General features: G+C 72.3%; 17 protein-coding genes. 8 read left to right on the top strand and 9 right to left on the bottom strand.

What is annotated here, in order from left to right; genetic code table 11:
• Positions 1-20: 20 nt before the first annotated feature.
• The gene (locus AC07DO_RS04230) at positions 21-623 is read right to left on the bottom strand and encodes a TetR/AcrR family transcriptional regulator (protein WP_479057516.1); all 603 of its coding nucleotides are present in this window, start codon (positions 621-623) and stop codon (positions 21-23) included.
• Positions 624-730: 107 nt separating this feature from the next.
• A complete protein-coding gene (locus AC07DO_RS04225) occupies positions 731-2,329 on the bottom strand; it encodes an MFS transporter (protein ID WP_479056927.1) in 1,599 nt (532 codons plus the stop codon).
• Positions 2,330-2,520: 191 nt separating this feature from the next.
• Between AC07DO_RS04225 and panB the strand changes: the two genes are divergently transcribed.
• From panB to AC07DO_RS04210, 3 genes are all read left to right on the top strand, one after another.
• Positions 2,521-3,402, top strand: a complete 882-nt coding sequence (panB, locus tag AC07DO_RS04220) for a 3-methyl-2-oxobutanoate hydroxymethyltransferase (protein WP_479056926.1) — start codon at positions 2,521-2,523, stop codon at positions 3,400-3,402.
• 143 nt (positions 3,403-3,545) lie between these two features.
• Positions 3,546-4,568 (top strand): ATP-binding cassette domain-containing protein, encoded by a 1,023-nt coding sequence (locus AC07DO_RS04215; RefSeq protein WP_479056924.1) that lies wholly within the window; start codon positions 3,546-3,548, stop codon positions 4,566-4,568.
• Positions 4,565-5,392 carry an ABC transporter permease gene (locus tag AC07DO_RS04210; RefSeq protein ID WP_479056923.1) on the top strand — a complete coding sequence of 276 codons (828 nt, stop codon included), beginning with the start codon at positions 4,565-4,567 and terminating at the stop codon, positions 5,390-5,392. The genes AC07DO_RS04215 and AC07DO_RS04210 overlap by 4 nt, the downstream gene beginning before the upstream one ends.
• On the opposite strand, the gene AC07DO_RS04205 is transcribed toward AC07DO_RS04210, so the two are convergent.
• Complete coding sequence (locus AC07DO_RS04205) at positions 5,393-8,719, bottom strand: ATP-binding protein (RefSeq protein ID WP_479056921.1); 3,327 nt, start codon at positions 8,717-8,719, stop codon at positions 5,393-5,395. It abuts the gene before it with no gap.
• A 172-nt stretch (positions 8,720-8,891) separates the two neighbouring features.
• Positions 8,892-9,374 (bottom strand): DUF6578 domain-containing protein, encoded by a 483-nt coding sequence (locus AC07DO_RS04200; protein WP_479056919.1) that lies wholly within the window; start codon positions 9,372-9,374, stop codon positions 8,892-8,894.
• A 97-nt stretch (positions 9,375-9,471) separates the two neighbouring features.
• On the opposite strand from AC07DO_RS04200, the gene AC07DO_RS04195 reads away from it, so the two are divergent.
• Complete coding sequence (locus tag AC07DO_RS04195; protein WP_479056918.1) at positions 9,472-10,266, top strand: site-2 protease family protein; 795 nt, start codon at positions 9,472-9,474, stop codon at positions 10,264-10,266.
• On the opposite strand, the gene AC07DO_RS04190 is transcribed toward AC07DO_RS04195, so the two are convergent.
• The 3 genes from AC07DO_RS04190 to AC07DO_RS04180 all read right to left on the bottom strand — a co-directional run bounded on the left by AC07DO_RS04190 (position 10,258) and on the right by AC07DO_RS04180 (position 12,413).
• Positions 10,258-10,449, bottom strand: coding sequence for a hypothetical protein (locus AC07DO_RS04190; RefSeq protein ID WP_479056917.1), 192 nt, complete (start codon positions 10,447-10,449; stop codon positions 10,258-10,260). The genes AC07DO_RS04195 and AC07DO_RS04190 overlap by 9 nt on opposite strands.
• A gap of 129 nt (positions 10,450-10,578) precedes the next feature.
• The gene (gene npdG, locus AC07DO_RS04185) at positions 10,579-11,283 is read right to left on the bottom strand and encodes an NADPH-dependent F420 reductase (RefSeq protein WP_479056915.1); all 705 of its coding nucleotides are present in this window, start codon (positions 11,281-11,283) and stop codon (positions 10,579-10,581) included.
• Positions 11,284-11,336: 53 nt separating this feature from the next.
• Entirely contained in the window at positions 11,337-12,413 is a 1,077-nt protein-coding gene (locus tag AC07DO_RS04180; RefSeq protein ID WP_479056913.1) for a sialidase family protein, read from the bottom strand.
• 79 nt (positions 12,414-12,492) lie between these two features.
• Between AC07DO_RS04180 and AC07DO_RS04175 the strand changes: the two genes are divergently transcribed.
• Together AC07DO_RS04175 and AC07DO_RS04170 are read left to right on the top strand one after the other, a co-directional pair.
• Positions 12,493-13,095, top strand: coding sequence for a hypothetical protein (locus tag AC07DO_RS04175; RefSeq protein WP_479056912.1), 603 nt, complete (start codon positions 12,493-12,495; stop codon positions 13,093-13,095).
• Positions 13,096-13,155: 60 nt separating this feature from the next.
• Complete coding sequence (locus AC07DO_RS04170) at positions 13,156-14,469, top strand: MFS transporter (RefSeq protein ID WP_479056911.1); 1,314 nt, start codon at positions 13,156-13,158, stop codon at positions 14,467-14,469.
• A gap of 41 nt (positions 14,470-14,510) precedes the next feature.
• On the opposite strand, the gene AC07DO_RS04165 is transcribed toward AC07DO_RS04170, so the two are convergent.
• Complete coding sequence (locus tag AC07DO_RS04165; RefSeq protein WP_479056909.1) at positions 14,511-14,738, bottom strand: hypothetical protein; 228 nt, start codon at positions 14,736-14,738, stop codon at positions 14,511-14,513.
• A 79-nt stretch (positions 14,739-14,817) separates the two neighbouring features.
• On the opposite strand from AC07DO_RS04165, the gene map reads away from it, so the two are divergent.
• Both map and AC07DO_RS04155 read left to right on the top strand, forming a co-directional pair.
• Entirely contained in the window at positions 14,818-15,675 is an 858-nt protein-coding gene (gene map, locus AC07DO_RS04160) for a type I methionyl aminopeptidase (RefSeq protein ID WP_268770890.1), read from the top strand.
• 165 nt (positions 15,676-15,840) lie between these two features.
• A complete protein-coding gene (locus AC07DO_RS04155) occupies positions 15,841-16,500 on the top strand; it encodes a biliverdin-producing heme oxygenase (RefSeq protein ID WP_479056907.1) in 660 nt (219 codons plus the stop codon).
• Positions 16,501-16,544: 44 nt separating this feature from the next.
• Here AC07DO_RS04155 and AC07DO_RS04150 read toward each other — a convergent pair whose 3' ends face one another.
• Positions 16,545-17,201 carry a PhzF family phenazine biosynthesis protein gene (locus AC07DO_RS04150; RefSeq protein WP_479056905.1) on the bottom strand — a complete coding sequence of 219 codons (657 nt, stop codon included), beginning with the start codon at positions 17,199-17,201 and terminating at the stop codon, positions 16,545-16,547.
• Between the last annotated feature and the right edge of the window lie 21 nt (positions 17,202-17,222).

Below are 17,222 nucleotides of genomic sequence, written 5' to 3'. Positions count from 1 at the left end.
TGCGCATAACTGCCCGGAGGTCAGTGCGCCGGGGGCCGAAGTCCCGCAAGTACCGTGTCGACGATCCGCTCGGGGAGCCGGTCGTCGAGCGGCGCGCCCGGCCGCAGGAGCGTGCGCAGCAGCATGGGGCCGACGAAGAGGTCGTTGGCCATGTCCAGGTCGATGTCCGCGCGCAGTTCGCCGTCGGCGACGCCCCGCCGCAGCACGTCGAGGATGATGCGGCGGCGGGGCGCGACGACCGTCTCCTGGTACGCCTCGGCGAGCTTGGGCAGGGTCTTCATCTGGGCGAAGACGTTGTGCAGCAGGGCCGAGGAGCGCATGGTCAGGCCGCGGCGGCGCAGGCTCTCCAGGACGCAGACGAGGTCGTCGCGCATCGAGGTGCCCGGCCGTTCCAGGTCGGGCTCCTCGAAGGCGCGCAGGACGTCGACGAAGAGGGCCTCCTTGCCGTCCCAGCGCCGGTAGATGGTGGCCTTGCCGACACCGGCGGTGCGGGCAATCCGCTCGATGGAGAGCTCGGTGAGGGAGACGCCGTCCTCCAGGAGACGTACGACGCCCTCGATGATCGCCTGCTCGACGGCCTCGCTCCTTGGCCGCCCCCGGCCGCTCCTGGGGAGGGGCGTCACATCGGCGACGTCACCGCCGTCCGCGACACTCGCGCCCTTGTGGACCACGTCGTCCCCTTCTCTCTGCCCGCCGGGCGGCCTTGCCCGGCCGCCCGGCCGATTCTCCCTCAGCGCCCGGCGGCACCCACCGGCTCACCCGTTTCCTCCACCGGCCCCGCCTCCGGCGGCGTGCGCCCCGGCAGGAAGAGGAAGACGACCAGCGCGCCGAGCACGGCGACGCCCGCGCCGCACAGCGCGGTCACGTGCATGGCGTGCAGGAAGGAGTCGTTGGCCGCGGCGACGAGCGGCTCGCCCTTGGGGCCGAGCTTCGCGGCGACGCCGAGGGTCGCCTCGATGGACTCGCCCGCGGTGTGCCGCACCCCTTCGGGCAGCACGCTCAGCTTGTCCTCGACTCCGTTGCGGTACGCCGTGGACAGCACGGAGCCGAGGACGGCGATGCCGAGGGCGCCGCCGACCTGCCGGAACGTGTTGCTGAGCGCGGACGCGGAGCCGGCCTTCTCGCGCGGCAGGGCCTGCATGATCACGACGCTGGTGGGCGTCATGATGTGCGCCATGCCGGTGCCCATCAGGAAGAAGACGACTTCCAGGAGCCAGATCGGCGTGTCGGCGTCGAGGATGACGAAGGACGCGAGGGTCGCCGCCAGGAGGAGCAGGCCGCCCGTGCACACGGCCCGTACGCCGAAGCGGTCGACGACGAGCCGGGCGCGCGGCGCGAAGATCAGCTGGGCGGCGGCGAGCGGCAGCATCAGCAGACCGGTCTGCAGCGGTGAGTAGCCCCGCACGCTCTGGGTGTAGAAGACCGAGAAGAAGGTGACGCCCATCAGCGCGAAGAAGACGAGCGCGATGGCGCTGATCGCCGCGGAGAACACCCGGTTCTTGAAGTACGCGATGTCGATGGAGGGGTGGTCGCTGCGCTTCTCGTACAGCACGAAGGCGATCAGCACGGCGAGGCCGGCGACGACCGTGCCGAGAACGGCCGGGTCGGTGAAGTCGGCGAGCTGGCCGCCCTTGATGATGCCGTAGACGAGGAGCACCAGGCCGACGACGGAGAGCGCGACGCCGAAGAGGTCGATGCGGCCGGGCGCGGGGTCGCGGGAGTCGGGCACGAGCCAGACCATCAGCGCCAGGGCGATGATCACGATCGGTACGTTGATGAGGAAGACCGAGCCCCACCAGAAGTGGTCGAGCAGCACACCGCCGGTGATGGGTCCGATGGCGATGGCGAGGCCGACGCCGCCTGCCCAGATGCCGATGGCCTTGGGCTGTTCGTCGCGTTCGAAGACGTGCATGAGGACGGCGAGGGTGGCCGGCATCACGAAGGCCGCGCCGAGACCCATGACGGCCCGGAAGGCGATGAGCTGGACCGGCGAGCCGGACATGGCGGCGAGCGCCGAGCCGATGCCGAAGACGACGAGGCCGCCGAGCAGGACCTTCTTGCGGCCGAGGCGGTCGCCGAGCAGGCCCGCCGTGAAGAGGAGGCCCGCGAAGACGAGCGTGTAGGCGTTGATCGCCCATTCGAGCTCGCTCTGGGTGGCGCCGAGGCCGGTCGGTTCGGGGGTGGAGATCGTCTTGATGGCGACGTTCAGGATCGAGTTGTCGAGTACGACGATCAGCAGGCTGAGCATCAGCACCCCGAGGATCGCCCACCGGCGCCGGTGGACGGCTTCCGGGATGCGGGGCGGGGTGGGCTTGGCAGGGGAGGACATGGAATCAGCGTAGATCCAATTCGATACGAGACCGTCTCGTATTGGAAATCCTTGCCGAACGGTATAGCCCCGCTTTACCCGACGGGCGTCACAAGGCACCGCACTAGCCGCGGAGCGGCACGTGGTGCCACCATGGAGGAGATCCGGGGACGCCGTCAGGGCGCCTCGAGATGACAGAAGGAGCCGTTGCGATGACGCAGCTTTCGGCTGCCCAGAAGAGCGCCGACGCCCCGCAGAGCCCCGACAGCAGCAAAGCGCTGTACGGCGGCAAGGGCACCCGGCGCATCACTGTGCGCGACATCACCGCCGCCAAGGAGCGCGGCGAGAAGTGGCCCATGCTGACCGCCTACGACGCGATGACCGCGTCCGTCTTCGACGAGGCGGGCATCCCCGTCATGCTCGTCGGCGACTCGGCGGGCAACTGCCACCTCGGGTACGAGACGACCGTGCCCGTCACCCTCGACGAGATGACCATGCTGTCCGCGGCGGTCGTACGGGGCACGAGCCGCGCCCTGATCGTCGGCGACCTGCCGTTCGGCTCGTACCAGGAGGGCCCCGTCCAGGCGCTCCGGTCGGCGACCCGCCTGGTGAAGGAGGCGGGCGTCGGCGCGGTGAAGCTGGAGGGCGGCGAACGCTCCCTGGCCCAGACCGAGTTGCTGGTGCAGTCCGGCATCCCCGTCATGTCCCACCTCGGCCTGACGCCGCAGTCCGTGAACACCATGGGCTACCGCGTGCAGGGCCGCGGCGACGAGGCCGCCCACCGTCTCCTCAACGACGCCAAGGCCGCGCAGGACGCGGGCGCGTTCGCGGTCGTCCTGGAGCTGGTCCCTGCGGAGCTGGCGGCCGAGGTCACCCGCTCCCTGCACATCCCGACCGTCGGGATCGGGGCGGGCGCCGCCTGCGACGCCCAGGTCCTCGTCTGGACGGACATGATGGGTCTGACCGGCGGGAAGATGCCGCGCTTCGTGAAGAAGTACGCGGAGCTGCGCGGCGCCATGGCCGGCGCGGCGAAGGCGTTCGCCGAGGACGTCGTCGGCGGCGCGTTCCCCGCACCCGAGCACGCGGTCCACTGATGACCGCCTGAGTCCACCGCGGCACCACGGCAGCCCGTCGATCTTCCCCCGTCGGCGGGCTGCCGCTTTCCCGCGCGGGGGCCGTCGGGCCTCTGTCGGTCGGCTGTCGGTGGTTTGTCGGTGGGCTCTGACACCTTGGGGTCATGAAGCGAATCGACATGAACCCCGGCGGCGCAGGGAGCGCGGTCACCGTAAGGGGACTGGTCAAGCACTACGGCGAGACCAAAGCACTGGACGGCGTGGACCTCGACGTGCGCGAGGGCACCGTCCTCGGCGTCCTCGGGCCCAACGGCGCCGGCAAGACCACCCTCGTGCGCTGCCTGTCCACCCTGATCACCCCGGACGCGGGCTCCGCCCTGGTCGCCGGGTACGACGTGGTGCGTCAGCCCCGCCAGCTCCGCCGCGTCATCGGCCTCACCGGGCAGTACGCGGCGGTGGACGAGAAGCTGTCCGGCCGCGAGAACCTCTACATGATCGGGCGGCTGCTCGACCTGTCCCGCAAGGAGGCCAGGTCCCGCGCCGACGGCCTCCTCGAGCGGTTCTCGCTCACCGAGGCGGCCAAGCGCCCCGCGAGCACGTACTCCGGCGGTATGCGCCGCCGCCTCGACCTCGCCGCGTCGATGATCGGCAGCCCGTCCGTCCTCTACCTGGACGAGCCGACGACCGGCCTCGACCCCCGCACCCGCAACGAGGTGTGGGGCGAGGTCAAGCGCATGGTCGGCGACGGCGTGACCGTGCTGCTCACCACCCAGTACATGGAGGAGGCCGAGCAGCTGGCCTCCGAGCTGACGGTCATCGACCGCGGCAAGGTCATCGCCAACGGCGGCATCGACGAGCTGAAGGCGAAGGTCGGCGGCCGCACCCTGCGCGTCCGCCCGGCCGACCCGCTGGAGCTCGGCCCGCTCGCGAACGCCCTCGACGACCTGGGCCTGACCGGCCTCGCCACCACGACGGTGGACGCCGAGTCCGGCACGGTCCTCGTCCCGATCCTCAGCGACGAACAGCTGACCGCCGTCGTCGGCGCGGTCACCGCGCGCGGCATCACCATCGGCTCGATAGCCACCGAACTGCCCAGCCTGGACGAGGTGTTCCTGTCCATCACCGGCCAGAAGGCCAGTGCCCCGCAGGACGCACGCCCCATGGAACTCGAGGAGGTCGCCGTATGAGCGCCACCACACTCACGGCCCCCCTCAAGAAGGGGGAGGCGGACGCCCGCATCGGCCTGCGCGGCCACGTCCGGCACACCGGCGCGCTGGTCCGCCGCAATCTGCTGTGGATCCGGCAGGACCCGGAGTCGATGTTCGACGCGGTCCTGATGCCGATCGTCTTCACGCTCCTGTTCGTGTACGTCTTCGGCGGCTCCATCGGGCAGGCGCTCGGCGGCGGTCAGGACCAGTACGTGCAGTACGTGGTGCCCGGCATGATGGCGATGATGAGCATGAACATCGCGATGGCCGTCGGCACCGGCTTCAACCAGGACTTCCAGAACGGCATCATGGACCGCTTCCGGACCCTGCCGATCGGCCAGGGCTCGGTCCTCTTCGCCAAGATCGTGGTGGAGCTGATGCGGCTGCTCATCGCGACGACGATCATGATGATCGTCGGTGTCCTGGTGGGCTTCGACATCACGAACTGGGGCGGCCTGTTCGCCGCCGTCGCCCTCTCCGCCCTGTTCGGCACGTCCATCATGTGGATCTTCCTGGTCCTCGGCGTCTCGATGAAGAGCGCCCAGTCCGTGCAGGCGATGGGCTTCCTGGTCCTGATGCCGCTGCAGTTCGGCTCGTCGATCTTCGCGCCGACCAAGTCGATGCCGGGCTGGCTGCAGGGCTTCACCGACTACAACCCGCTGTCCGCGCTCGCGGACTCCGCCCGCGGACTGATGATCGGCGGGCCCGTCGCCCACGACGTGTGGGTGACCGTGGGCTGGTCGGTGGCGCTCACGGTGGTCATGGCACCGATCGCGATCCACAAGTTCCGCACGAAGAACTGACTACCGGGTCGCCCATGCGGCGCACAGGGCGGCGGCCTCCTCGAGGGAGAGGCCGCCGCCCTTCGCGTACGCCGCTTCGTACAGGCCGTCCCCGAGCGCGGCGCGGCACCGCTCCTCCGCGCCCTCGCGGATGTCCCGCTCCATCGTGTTCGCGAAGTGCCCGGGCGGCAGCTCCCCGTCGGCCACGGCGAGGAGCCGCGCGGCATCGTGCGCACGGCCACCGTCGCCGCCCGCCGCCAGCGCCATGGCGACGATTCCCAGATGGACGGCCACCATCTGCGGGGCGACGATCCGCGACAGCGGGTCGAGCGCCTTCGCGAAGGCCTCGTTCGCCCCCGTGAGGCTCTCGGCGTGCCGCCCGTCCAGCGCGTCGAGCCAGGCCGTGATGCCGAGCACGGAACTGTCGAAGATGGCGTACCCGATCCCGGTGAACTCCAGGCGCAGCAGGCGCAGTTGCTCGCGCGCCTCGGCGAGGCGGCGGCTGCGGCCCAGCGCGAGGGCGAGGAAGAGCCGGGCCGCGGGGACGGCGTCGCCCGTACGGTGCCGGCCCGGGTTGTCGAGCACCTCCCGCAGCAGTGCCTCGCCCCGTTCGAAGAGGTCCCGCTGCTCCGGCGAGTCCGTCAGGATCGCGCCGAGCCGGGCCTTGAGCAGCGCCACCTGGCTCTGCGCGTCGAGCTGTGCGGCGTACTCGACCGCGGCTTCGTAGTCCTCCGCGGCCGCCGCGAACTCTCCGCGCCGCTCCCGCGATTCACCCCGTGCGGCGAGCGCCTCGGCGATGCCCCACACGTCACCGATCCGCCGGAACAGGTGCAGCGCCTCGTCGGCGTCGCGCAGGGCGTCGCCCGCCCAGTCGGTGCGGTTGGCGAGGATGTTGGCCCGCGTCTGGAGGGCGGCGGCGAGCTCCCATTCGTACCCGAACGCACGGCAGGCGGAGACCGTTTCGTCGAGGGTGACCCGCAGCGCCTCCATGCCGCCGCCGAGCAGCACGGCGTAGAACCAGAGGTTGCCGGGCGCCCGGCAGGTCTGCGGGAGGCCGGGCCGGTACGCGCGCCGGATGCCCTCCAGCTTCGTCGCCGCCTCCGGCGACTGCCAGTCCACCAGGTCCATCTCCATGCAGGAGACGAGGAGCAGATGCACCTCGCGGCGGGCCTCCACGAGGACCTCGGGGCGCATCGGCGGGGGCGCGTCCGTGCACGACTCGTGGAGCGGGGGCGCGGGCTCGACGGGCGGGGCGAACGGGTCGGGGCCGAGGGCGGCGACGTCGCGGGACCAGTTGCGGGTCTCCAGGCGCAGGCCGCGGCTCTGCCAGAACCAGGAGAGCGACAGGACGAGGCAGAGCGCCTCCTGCTCGTCCCGTGCGGCGACCGCGTGGCGCAGGGCGGTGCGCAGGTTCTCGTACTCGGCCTCGAAGCGCTCCACGGCGGCGTGCTGTCGGCGGCTGCGCAGCTCGGGGTCGGTGGTCCGCGCGAACTCGCGGTAGTGCACGAGGTGCGCCCGCTCGGCGGCGGCCCTGTCCCCCGACTCGTCGAGCCGCTCCCCCGCGTACTCCGCGACGGTTTCGAGGAGCCGGTAGCGCATGCCGCCGCCGGAGAGCGGCGAGGGGGCGGCGACGACGAGGGACTTGTCGACGAGGGAGCCGAGGAGGTCCGCGACGTCGTGCGTGCCTCCGGGGACCGCGCACACCTCCTCCGCCGCGGTCAGGTCGCAACCGCCCGCGAAGACCGAGAGGCGCCGCAAGACCGTCCGCTCGGCCTCGTCCAGGAGGTCCCAGGACCAGTCGACGACGGCCCGCAGGGTCTGCTGGCGGGGCAGGACCGTGCGGGCGCCATTGGTGAGCAGCCGGAAGCGGTCGTCGAGGCGGTCGGCGATCTGGCGCGGGGTGAGCATCCGCAGGCGGGCGGCGGCGAGTTCGATGGCGAGCGGCAGGCCGTCGAGGCGGCGGCAGATCTCGGCGGCGGCAGCCGGGTCCGCGTCGACGGTGAAGCCCGGCCGGGCGGCGGCGCCGCGGTCCGCGAAGAGGCGCAGCGCGACGGGCTCGGGCAGCGGCTCGACGGGCCGCAGCAACTCGCCGGGTACGCCGAGGGATTCCCGGCTCGTGGCGAGGACCGTCACCCCGGGGCAGCGGGCGAGGAGTTCGTCGGCGAGGCGGGCGGCGGCCCCGACGACGTGCTCGCAGTTGTCGAGGACGATCAGCATGCGGCGGGCGCCGCAGTGCTCGACGAGCCGGGCGACGGGGTCCTGGCCGTGCCGCTCCGTCATGGCCCGCATCTCCTCGGCGCCGGCGCCGCGCAGCACGGTCTCGCGGGCGCCCAGGGCGGTGAGGACGGCGGCGGGGACGTCGGCGGGGTCCTCGACCGGGGCGAGCTCGGCCAGCCACACGCCGTCGGGGTGGCCTCCCGCGACGGCCTCGGCCACCTCCTGCGAGAGCCGCGTCTTTCCGGCGCCGCCGGGCCCGAGGAGCGTCACGAGCCGCGCGCCGCCGAGGTCACTCCGGAGCGCGTCGATGTCGGCCTCGCGCCCGACGAACGAGGTGAGGCGGGCCCGGAGGTTGCCGGGGGCGCGGTCGCGGGCGGAGGCGGGGACGGGGACGGGGACGGGGACGGTGGGCGGCTGCCTCAGCAACTCCTCGTGCAGGGCCCGGAGTTCGGGGCCCGGATCGGCGCCGAGCCGGTCCGCGATGCCGCGCCGGACTCCTTCGTACGCCGAGAGCGCCTCCGCCGTGCGGCCCGTGTCGCGGAGGGCGCGCAGCCGCAGGGCCTGCAGCGGTTCGTCCAGGGGGTACGTGGCGCAGAGCTCGGCGAGCTCGGGCAGGACCCGCTCGCCGTCCCCCAGGGCGAGGGCCGCGGCCATCCTGGCGCGGCGGGCGTCGAGGTGGCGGGCCCGCCAGCGGGCGGTGTCCGCGGTGCGTTCGGGGAGGTCGGCGAGGGGTTCGCCGGTCCACAGGGCGAGCGCGTCGTCCAGGGCGGTGGCCGCTTTCGCCGCGTCGCCGTCCGCGAGGGCGCGGGTGCCGTCTCCGACGAGGCGGTCGAAGCGGAACACGTCGACGTCGTCGGGGTGTGCGCGGAGCCGGTAGCCGCCGTCCGCCGAGGCGACGGCGTCCGCGCCGAGCGCCCTGCGGAGCCGGGCCACCAGCGCCTGCAGCGCGCCGTTCGCGTCCGCGGGGGGATCGCCCGTCCATACGTCGTCCACGAGGGCCTGGCCGGGAACGAGGGTGCCGGGGCGGAGGGCGAGGGCGGTGAGGAGGGCGCGCAGGCGGGTGCCGCCGACGGGGACGGTGGTTCCGTCCGGGCGGGTGGCTCTGGTCGTCCCCAGCACGCTGTATCGCACCGGGCCATTCTCCCTGACCCCGGGCGGGGCTTTCGGTCTCCCTGACCCCGGTGGGATTTCGAGCCCGCCGCTTCGCGGCGGATGTCTCCCACCCGCCCACCTGTTCACCCCGCACCGTCCAGCGGGAGCAGGGGCCGAGGGACACCTCGCCCCCACCCCCGCACCCACCCCCCTACCCCACCTCCAGCGCCACCAACACCCCCGTCTCCTCCCGTCGCAGCTTCTCCCCCGCCGCCGCCCTTCCCACGTGTTCGAACCACTTCGGGCACGTGTCCACCGGGCGGAACCTCCGTTCGCCCGGGACCAGGTTCTCCTCGCGGAAGCCCTGGCTGACGACCTGGATGCCGCGGACCACCCCTGTCGTGGGCGGCCACTTGCCGCCGTGGCGTTCCACCGTCAGCAGGCCCTTCAGGTGCAGTCGCGGAGGCCAGTCCCCGGATCCGGTCCACGGCACCGTCACCCCGGCCACGGACACCACCGGGCCGCCGCCCGCCGACTGCACCGGGCCCTCGATCTCGGTGAGTTCCGCCCGCCACTCGCGCTCGGGCGCCGTCGAGTCGACGAGCAGTTGCCACGTCACCTCCTCGCCCACCGCGAAGGGGTCCCCGCAGCACTCCAGCTGCCAGTCCTGGTACATCACGTTCCATACGGTCATGCCCCGAGCCTCCCCGGAACCCGGCGCGGCGTGCGAGACGTTTTCGGTACGGTCGGCACGCCCGGCCGCCGCCGCCAGACTCCAGGAGCACCGCCCCATGACCACCACCCCCATCCGCCGCACCGACCGGCGGATCAGCCCCGTCTTCCTGGGGATCGCCGCCGTCACGGCGGTCTCCGGCTGGGCCGCCTGGACCGGTTTCGCCGACAACCCCGGGCTCGCCGTCTTCCTCTTCGTGACGGCCGCCTGGATCGTGTCGCTCTGCCTGCACGAGTACGCGCACGCGCGCACCGCCCTGCACAGCGGCGACATCTCCATCGGCGCGAAGGGCTATCTGACCCTCAACCCGCTCAAGTACACGCACGCCCTGCTCAGCATCGTGCTGCCCGTGCTGTTCGTGATCATGGGCGGCATCGGCCTGCCCGGCGGCGCCGTCTTCATCGAGCGCGGCCGCATCCGCGGCCGCTGGCGGCACAGCCTGATCTCGGCGGCGGGCCCGCTGACGAACGTGCTGTTCGCCGTCGTCTGCACGGCGCCGTTCTGGCTGGGCGCCCTGGACGGCGTCCCGGACACGTTCCGGTACGCGCTCGGGTTCCTCGCCCTGCTCCAGGTGACCGCCGCGATCCTGAACTTCCTGCCCGTCCCCGGCCTGGACGGGTACGGCGTCATCGAGCCGTGGCTCTCGCACAGGATCCGCCGCCAGGTGGAGCCGTTCGCGCCGTTCGGGCTGATCGCCGTCTTCGTCGTCCTGTGGATCCCGGAGGTCAACCGTGCCTTCTTCGACGCGGTCGACGCGATCCTGCGGGCCCTGGGCGTCACCGAGTGGGACACCTACTGGGGCCACGAGCTGTACCGCTTCTGGGACGGCTCCCAGGAGATTCCCTCAAGCTGACGCCGCGCGCTGCGCGTCCCGCTCCGCCTTGGCACGCCGCAGGTAGAACCAGGCCATGTTCGACGAGAGCCCGGCGAGCAGCACCCAGACGATGCCGAGCCAGCTGCCCTGCACGAAGGAGATCACGGCCGCGGCGACGGCGAGGGCGCAGACGACGAGGGCGTACACGGCGAGGCGGGGCATGGGGGTCGGCTCCTGTCGGGGGAAGCGTGCTGACGTACGCATCCAGTGTCCCCCATGGCCTGCCCCGGCCCCGCACCCGTCCCGGACATCCCGGACGCGCCCGCGCGCTCCGGGCCGTCTCCGTGGCCCCTACACGTCCGTGACGCGCAGGCCTGCGTGCGCCTTGTAGCGCCGGTTCACGGAGATCAGGTTGGCGACGAGCGACTCGACCTGGTGGGCGTTGCGCAGGCGGCCCGCGAAGACGCCGCGCATGCCGGGGATGCGGGCGGCGAGGGCCTGGATCGTGTCGGTGTCGGCGCGGCTCTCGCCGAGCACCATCACGTCCGTGTCGATCTCCTCGATCTGCGGGTCCTGGAGCAGCACGGCCGACAGGTGGTGGAAGGCCGCGGTGACGCGGGAGTCGGGGAGCAGCGCGGCGGCCTGCTCGGCGGCACTGCCCTCCTCGGGCTTCAGGGCGTAGGCGCCCTTCTTGTCGAAGCCGAGCGGGTTCACGCAGTCGACGACGAGCTTGCCGCGCAGTTCCTCGCGGAGCCCTTCGAGGGTCTTGGCGTGGCCGTCCCACGGCACGGCGACGATCACGATGTCGCTGCGCCGCGCGCACTCCGCGTTGTCCGCGCCCTCGACGCCGTGGCCGAGCTCGTCGGCGGCGGCCTGCGCGCGTTCGGCGGCGCGGGAGCCGATGATCACTTTCTGGCCCGCGCGGGCGAGGCGGTAGGCGAGCCCCCGCCCCTGGTCACCGGTGCCGCCGAGCACGCCGACGACGAGCCCGGACACGTCGGGCAGCTCCCACGGGTCCTTGGCGGGGGCCTTCTGCACACTGTCGGTAGAGGTCATACGGCGACCTTACTCAGCCGTACGGGCGTGCGGGATCTTCGGACGGCCGTGCGTCACACCAGCTCCGCGACCGGTATGCGGCGGAAGGTGATCGTCTCGTAGGCGCCGAAGTCCCCGGTCTCGTAGAGCAGTCCGACCGTCGCCGCGTCGAGGCGGGTGAGGTCGGAGTAGGCCGCGGGGAGGCCGTCGACGGTGTGCGCGGTCCGCCAGGTCGTGCCGCCGTCGGTGGAGCGACGCACGGTCATGAGCGCGCGGAAGCCCGGGTCGGCGGGGCCGGAGAAGAGGAGCACGTCGGGGTCGCGCAGCTGGAGGACGCTGCCCTCGACGACGGGTCCCGTGAGGCCGGCCTGGGGGCGGAAGGGCTTGGCCAGGGTGCGGCCCCCGTCGTGGGAGTGGGCGTCGCCGCGGGTGCCCGGGGCCGGGGAGTCGTTGCGGGTGTTGAGGTAGACGCGGCCGTCGGGGAGTTCGGCCGCGGTGGTCTCGTTCACGTTGATGTAGCCGTTGGTGTTGTCGTCGATGTAGCCGATGCGCCAGGTCGCGCCGGCGTCGTCGCTGAGCAGGCAGTGTCCGCCGTTGTACTTCCCCTCGGTGCCGTTGTCCGTTCCGGTGGGCGGCAGGGAGTGGTTGGCGGGGACAAGGACCCGGCCCGTGGTGAGCTGCACGGCGTGCCCGGGTGTCGTCGCGTACCACCGCCAGTTCGCTCTCTTGACCTGGCCGGTGATCTCGCGCGGCGTACTCCAGGTGAGGCCGTCGTCGTCGCTGTGCTGCACCCAGACGCGGCGCCCCGCCGCGGCGGAGACCTGGCCGCGGCGGATGGCGTCCTCGGTGGCCGCGGCGGCGTTCCTGACCTGGACGAGGAGGACGCGTCCGGTGTCGAGGACGACGGGGGCGGGGTTGCCCGCGAGGTCGGCGCCGTTCTTGCCGACGATCTGGAGCGGGCCCCAGGTGCGGCCGCCGTCGGCGGAGCGCTTGAGGACGATGTCGATGTTGCCGAAGTCGTCCTGGGAGCCGACGCGGCCCTCGCAGAACGCGAGGACGGTGCCTGTGGCGCCGGTGACGAGGGCGGGGATGCGGAAGCTCGCGTATCCCTCGCGGCCCGCCCGGAAGGGAACAGATGTCTCAGCGGTCATCCCCCGCCCTTCCCCTGCGCGGGGGAAATCCGCGTGAACGCCCGGTGACGAGTGACCTGTTGCTGGAGGATGCGACGCCATGGACGCCGTACGGGTCGCGCTGTTGCGCGAAGTGCTCGCCGGAACCGAGTGGCCGGTCGCCACCCGCCGCTTCGCGGGGACGCTGCGGACCTCTGTCGTGCCGCACGGCGGGGGGCTGCTGCTCGTGGGCACGGCGGCGTACGAGCCGTGGCACCTGGCCGCGCACCTCGTCGACGAGGCGGCCTGGTCGGGCACGCCGGAGCTGACCCCGACGCTCGTGCGGCACCGGGTGCTCGCCACGGACCCGGCGCACCTGTCGACGGGGCTCGGCCGCATCGAGGCGGCCCGGCGCGGCGAGACGCTGCTCGTCGTGGCGCCGGACGCGCCGGGCACGGAGCTGCTGACGCGGGTGCACGACGCGCGGCGGGCCGGTGCGACGGTGCTCGCGCTCGACTCGGGCGACCGGGACCTGGCCGCGCTCTCGCACGAGGTGCTCGCCGTGCCCGAGACGCCGGAGCTCGACCTCGACACGGTCCAGCACCTGGTGAGCGCGGCGGCCGGCGAGAACGCGCTGCCCGAGGCACGGGGCCGCAGACGGCTGCGCGACCGTCTCTCCCGGCTCGCCGACCAGCTGACGTCACCGCCGCCGACGCGGTGGTGACCGCGGCGGGAGCGGAATTCAGTTGCTCACCGCACCGGTTTGCGCAGAGCATGACTCTTCGTGCCTCTCTCCGCGATACTGCCCGATCTCTCGCCCTGGCGATCCACCCGTGACTTCCGGTTGCTGTGGGTGCAGGGACTCGTCACGACGTTCGGCAGTTTCATGGCCCTGGTCGCCCTGCCGCTCCAGATCAAGGAGCTGACGGACTCACCGATCGCGGTCGGCGCGATGGGCGCGGTCGAGCTGGTGCCGCTGATCGTCTTCGGGCTGTACGGCGGGGCGCTCGCCGACGCCGTGGACCGGCGCAGGGTGATCCTCCTGACCGAGGCCGGACTCGGACTCCTCGCCGTCGTCCTCCTGGTGAACGCGCTGCTGCCCGAACCGCTGCTGTGGCCGCTCTACGTCGTGGCGGCCGGTGTCTCCGCGCTCGCCGGACTGCAGCGGCCCGCACTCGACTCCCTGATGGCGCGGATCGTGCCGCACGACCAGCTGACGGCGGCCGCCGCGCTGAACTCGCTGCGGTGGAACGTGGGCGCCATCGCGGCGCCCTCCCTCGCGGGCATCGTCGTCGCGTACGCGGGCCACGCCTCGGCGTACGGGGTCACGGCCGTCTGCTTCGTGCTCTCCGTCGCGCTGTGCACCCGGCTCTCCCCCGCGCCCGCCGCGCACGACGCGGAGAAGCCGTCGCTGAAGGGGCTCGCGGAGGGCGCGCGGTACGCGTGGTCGCGGCCGGTGCTGCTCGGCACGTACGCGATCGACATGGCGGCGATGTTCTTCGCCTTCCCGAACACGATCTTCCCGTTCCTCGCGGACGACCTGGACGCGGAGTGGGCGCTCGGTCTGATGTACGCGGCCGGGGCGGTCGGCTCCCTCGTGTTCAGCCTCACCAGCGGATGGACGTCGCGGGTGCGGCGGCACGGGCTGCTCGTCGTGTTCGGGGCGGCGGGCTGGGGTCTCGCGATCACCGCGGCCGGCTGGCTCTCGAACATCTGGCTGGTGCTCGTCTGCCTCGCGTTCGCGGGCGCCGGGGACATGGCGAGCGGGCTCGGGCGCTCCACGATCTGGAACCAGACCATCCCGGACGAGCTGCGCGGGCGGCTCGCCGGGATCGAGGTCCTGTCGTACAGCGTCGGCCCGCAGCTCGGCCAGGTCCGCGCGGGCACGGCGGCCGGCTGGACCGGCACACGGCCCGCGATCTGGTCGGGCGGCCTGGCCTGCCTGGCCTCGGTCGGCGTCCTGGCGGCGGTGCTGCCGAAGCTCGTCTCGTACGACGCGACGACGGACCCGGACGCGAAGCGGCGGCGGGAGCGGGACGTGGAGAGGGCGGCGGCGCTCAAGGACCCTGACGCCGCCCCCGTCCGGACCTCGCCCTGACGGCCGGGTCCTCCTGCTCGCCCTCGTCCCGGCGCTCGGCCCTACTCGTCCTCGCCCCGCGCCGTCCTGTCGTGCCACCTGGGGTCGTTCTCCCACTCCAGGTTGCGCTCCTCGGCGGTCCGCATGGCGTGCTGCGCCGCCTCGCGCGAGCCGTAGGGGCCCATGCGGTCCTTGCCGGGGCAGTCAGGGCCCTCCTCGACCTTCTGGTGCTCCAGGCAGTAGAACCACTCGCCCGGCTTGCCGACTGTCCGCTTCTTGAACAGCGCCATGCCCCGCTCCTTCCGTCCCCGATCGGGTACCGCTCTCCGAGACCATGCTGCCCCACGACGGCTGGCTAGACTCGCTGGCATGTCTGGCCAGTCACTGCTCGTCCCGGGGGAGCTCTCTCCCCACCGTTCCGTCCCCGGCAGCATCAGGCGCCCGGAGTACGTGGGGAAACCCGCGCCGACCCCGTACTCGGGACCCGAGGTGCAGACCCCCGAGACCATCGAGCTGATGCGTACCGCGGGCCGCATCGCCGCCCGCGCCATGGAAGAGGCCGCGAAGCACATCGCGCCGGGCGTGACCACCGATGAGCTGGACCGCGTCGCGCACGAGTACATGTGCGACCACGGGGCCTACCCCTCCACGCTCGGCTACCGCGGCTTCCCGAAGTCGCTGTGCAGCTCGGTCAACGAGGTCATCTGCCACGGGATCCCGGACTCGACCGTCCTGAACGACGGCGACATCATCAACCTCGACGTGACGGCCTACATCGGCGGCGTGCACGGCGACAACAACGCCACGTACCTCGTGGGCGACGTCGACGACGAGTCGAAGCTGCTCGTCGAGCGGACCAGGGAATCCCTCAACCGCGCCATCAAGGCGGTCAAGCCCGGCCGCCAGATCAACATCATCGGCCGGGTCATCGAGTCGTACGCCAAGCGCTTCGGCTACGGCGTGGTGCGCGACTTCACCGGCCACGGCATCAACACGTCCTTCCACTCCGGCCTGATCGTCCCGCACTACGACAGCCCGCACGCCACGACGGTCATCCAGCCCGGCATGACGTTCACGATCGAGCCGATGCTGACGCTCGGCACGCACGAGTACGACATGTGGGAGGACGGCTGGACCGTCGTCACCAAGGACAGGAAGCGGACCGCCCAGTTCGAGCACACGCTGGTGGTGACGGACACGGGGGCGGAGATCCTCACGCTGCCCTGAGGAAGATTCTTTTCCAGGAGGTTCCGAGGGCCGTACGCGGGTAGCGTTTTTACCGACAGGATGTCGGGAACCAGTTGACTTAGGTAAGCCTAACTTGGATGATCTGCAGAGGGCGCACCGGTTCCCGCCATCCCGCCAGCCCTCACCCCTCCCTGGAGGCTCCGCATGGTCACGCCCTTCTCGACGGTCATCCGCACCGCGTCCCACGAGCAGCACACCGAGGCGGAGACCTCGTCCTTCATGAGCGACCTCCTCGGCGGCAGGCTCGGCGTCGACGCGTACACGCGGTACACGGAGCAGCTGTGGTTCGTGTACCGCGCCCTGGAGGACGGCGCGCAGGCGCTGCGCGAGGACCCCGTCGCGGGGCCGTTCGTACGGCCCGAGCTGGCCCGTGTCGGCGAGCTGGAGCGGGACCTCGCACACCTGCGGGGCGCGGACTGGCGCACGGGCCTCGCCCCGCTGCCCGCCACGGAGGCGTACGCGGCCCGGGTCGAGGAGTGCGCCCGCACCTGGCCCGGCGGTTACGTCGCGCACCACTACACCCGCTACCTGGGCGACCTCTCCGGCGGCCAGATCATCCGCGGCAAGGCCGAACAGACCTGGGGCTTCGCCCGCAAGGGCGACGGCGTGCGGTTCTACGTCTTCGAGGGCATCCCCAACCCGGCCGCGTTCAAGCGGAGTTACCGCGAGCTGCTCGACGGGATCGACGCGGTGGTCACGGACGACCTGGAGAAGAAGCGGATCGTCGACGAGTGCAAGCGCGCTTTCGCTTTGAATACGGCGGTGTTCCGTGAGCTCGGGGCGGAGTTCCCGCTGACCGCCTGACGGGGCGGACGACTCGGGGGCTCTGCCCCCGGGCCCCCCGCTCCTCACACGCCGGAGGAGCTGAACTTCACCCTGCCGCCCACCTCGATCGCGTCCCCGGGGGCCGGCGCCGTCAGGAGTTGTGAGCCGCGGCCCTGCGTGATGTTGAGGGCGCGGCCCAGTTCGTGCGTGAGCAGGAGCGCCGCCGCGCCCGTCGCCTCGTCCTCGTCGATGCCGTCGTCCCGGCCGGGAAACGCCCGTGCGCGCACGCGCCCCGCGGCCTCGTCCTGCCACGCCCAGGCGTAGACCCACTCCCCCGGCGGCGGTACGTCGAGCGCGTCGAGGTCCGCCGCCGTCCCGTACCGCCGCAGCGTCCTCGGCGGCGCCCACTGCGCGCGAGCCGTGATCCACGTGAACTCACCGTCCTGACGTGCCGTCACCACCCCCGCGGGCGTGATCAGTTCCGGTACGTCGAGGAGCCACGCCGTGCCGACGCAGGGGTGGCCCGCGAAGGGCAGTCGCAGGGTGGGCGTGTAGATGTCGATGGCGCCGCGTTCCGGGTCGTCGACGAAGACCGTCTCGCTGAAGCCGCATTTCCGCGCCAGAGCCTGGCGGTCCTCGCGGGCAGGGACGCGGGCCCCGTCGCGCACGACACCGAGTTCGTTGCCGTGCCGACCGTCGGGCCCGCAGAAGACGCGTACTACGTCGAGTGGTTCAGTCATCCGGGCATTGTCACCCGGGCG

The organism is Streptomyces sp. NPDC045678 (genome assembly GCF_056432085.1).
This window is presented reverse-complemented; position numbering and strand designations above follow the sequence as displayed.

Excerpts from the sequence above, each read along its gene's own strand:
- AC07DO_RS04215 (WP_479056924.1), top strand. The coding sequence starts at position 3,546 with ATGAAGCGAATCGACATGAACCCCGGCGGCGCAGGGAGCGCGGTCACC.
- AC07DO_RS04150 (WP_479056905.1), bottom strand. The coding sequence starts at position 17,201 with ATGACTGAACCACTCGACGTAGTACGCGTCTTCTGCGGGCCCGACGGT.
- AC07DO_RS04195 (WP_479056918.1), top strand. The coding sequence starts at position 9,472 with ATGACCACCACCCCCATCCGCCGCACCGACCGGCGGATCAGCCCCGTC.
- AC07DO_RS04190 (WP_479056917.1), bottom strand. The coding sequence starts at position 10,449 with ATGCCCCGCCTCGCCGTGTACGCCCTCGTCGTCTGCGCCCTCGCCGTC.
- AC07DO_RS04165 (WP_479056909.1), bottom strand. The coding sequence starts at position 14,738 with ATGGCGCTGTTCAAGAAGCGGACAGTCGGCAAGCCGGGCGAGTGGTTC.
- AC07DO_RS04155 (WP_479056907.1), top strand. The coding sequence starts at position 15,841 with ATGGTCACGCCCTTCTCGACGGTCATCCGCACCGCGTCCCACGAGCAG.
- AC07DO_RS04225 (WP_479056927.1), bottom strand. The coding sequence starts at position 2,329 with ATGTCCTCCCCTGCCAAGCCCACCCCGCCCCGCATCCCGGAAGCCGTC.
- AC07DO_RS04175 (WP_479056912.1), top strand. The coding sequence starts at position 12,493 with ATGGACGCCGTACGGGTCGCGCTGTTGCGCGAAGTGCTCGCCGGAACC.
- AC07DO_RS04210 (WP_479056923.1), top strand. The coding sequence starts at position 4,565 with ATGAGCGCCACCACACTCACGGCCCCCCTCAAGAAGGGGGAGGCGGAC.
- npdG (WP_479056915.1), bottom strand. The coding sequence starts at position 11,283 with ATGACCTCTACCGACAGTGTGCAGAAGGCCCCCGCCAAGGACCCGTGG.
- panB (WP_479056926.1), top strand. The coding sequence starts at position 2,521 with ATGACGCAGCTTTCGGCTGCCCAGAAGAGCGCCGACGCCCCGCAGAGC.
- map (WP_268770890.1), top strand. The coding sequence starts at position 14,818 with ATGTCTGGCCAGTCACTGCTCGTCCCGGGGGAGCTCTCTCCCCACCGT.
- AC07DO_RS04200 (WP_479056919.1), bottom strand. The coding sequence starts at position 9,374 with ATGACCGTATGGAACGTGATGTACCAGGACTGGCAGCTGGAGTGCTGC.
- AC07DO_RS04180 (WP_479056913.1), bottom strand. The coding sequence starts at position 12,413 with ATGACCGCTGAGACATCTGTTCCCTTCCGGGCGGGCCGCGAGGGATAC.